Genomic DNA, 1,657 nt, shown 5'->3' on the forward strand with positions numbered 1-1,657 from the left:
AAGTCTGAAATCGTAGCACAAAGCACGCAGTAGGGAAAATGAGCAAGCCAAAGAAGCCGCTCATAAAACGACCGAATGGAAAATATTGCATTTTAAGTAAGTGAAGTCAGGTCGGAGCGACCATAATTCGGTACCCCTGAGCCTGAGCCAATTGAAGAGCCTGTTCTACCGTAATTTCACGTTCTACTGGACGAACGTCATTTTTTCGGTACAATTCAGGGTTGTAGGGCTCTTTGTTCTTCAAGATGTGGTAGATGGCTGTTAGCAACATTCGCGCAATGGCAATAATCGCGCGTTTGTGGCCTCTACGCCTCTTGAGTTGCAAATAGCGGTTTCGGATTTCGGGATGCTTTTCGCTTTTGACGACAGCAGTGGCACACTGAACCAAAAGCGGCTTGATGTAGACGCCGGCTCTCGAAATCCGGACTGACTTTCTCTTGCCGGCGCTCTGATCATTAGAAGGTGTAAGTCCTGCCCAGGAACACAAATGCTTGGCTGTCGGGAACACGTCCATATGTACACCGATTTCCGAAACCACGGCAATGGCGGAAAAGATGTTTTTGAAGGACGGAACAGTCAAGATCAAGTTGAGTTCTTCGGTGTAAGCGTCGGCAAGGGAAAGGACAATCGATTCCAGTTCAGCTTTGCAGGATTCAAGGTTTTCGTAATGTTGTTTGATGACCTTGATTTTCCCGGCTTGCTCAGGTGCAAGAACGCCGTCAATGGCAAGCGTCAGTTCAGGCAGTTTGCGCTTCAGAGAGCCGTGAATCAGCGGTTCAAGATCGAAAGACGTATCACTCGGATCGTCCAGCAGCTTGTCCATAATATTCATCGCGCTTTTGCCGAATGTATCCGAAACGACACTGCCAAGCTGGATGTTGGAAACGGTCAGACTGTTCTGGAACCGGTTCTTCTCACTCGACGTAAAGTTCGTCAGCTTGAAGCGGTAGCGCATCAGGTCGCGCAGTTGCCGAATGGGCAAGGGAGGCATAAAGCTTCCGGCGACAAGATCGTGCTTGAACAAGTCGGCAATCCACTTCGCATCCTTCTTGTCCGTCTTCTTGCCGCGAATGGCTTTGACGTACTTCGGATGAGCGAGAGTGATGTTGCAGGAAGGCTCCAGGATATTGAACACGGGAATCCAGTATTTCCCGGTCGATTCCATGCAGACATCCTTGCAGCCATGCTCACAAAGCCACTGTGACAGCTCATTCAAGCCTTTGGTGAAGGTTGAAAAGCGATGGCTTTTGTAAGTGGTGACGCCTTTGCTATTGGTGGAAGCGATACAGGCGACCACGAAGGTTTTGTGCACGTCGATCCCACAACAGATGGGGTACACAATTTTTAAGGCCATATCCAGACTCCTTTCTGTGAGGTACAGAGATAGCCAGCAGGGACTGATTGCCCAGCTATAAACGAGTTGTTTATCAAAGATAAGTCTGCGTGCTCGAGGCGACACTTATTTGTGCTTGGAAAGGCAATCTACACATATAATCATGCGGTCATCTTATAAAAACGATGGCCCACTCCCCTCCACGTGATTTGTAGTGTACGGGATATCTCTGCAACTTCAGAATACAAAAAAAATCACCCAAGGCAAGCGGATTTCATTCCGTTTTGTGCCTTGAGCGAAGCGAAAGGAATGGGCATAATCATG

1 protein-coding gene is annotated in these 1,657 nt (G+C 48.5%); it reads right to left on the reverse strand.

Annotated elements, in window-relative coordinates; translation table 11 throughout:
* Window positions 1–106: 106 nt before the first annotated feature.
* Window positions 107–1,354: an IS110 family transposase gene (locus PA598K_RS34240; RefSeq protein ID WP_128661195.1), complete on the reverse strand. Its 1,248-nt coding sequence runs from the start codon at window positions 1,352–1,354 to the stop codon at window positions 107–109.
* Window positions 1,355–1,657 lie beyond the last annotated feature (303 nt).

The organism is Paenibacillus sp. 598K (assembly GCF_003851045.1).
Classification (GTDB): Bacteria; Bacillota; Bacilli; order Paenibacillales; family Paenibacillaceae; genus Paenibacillus_D.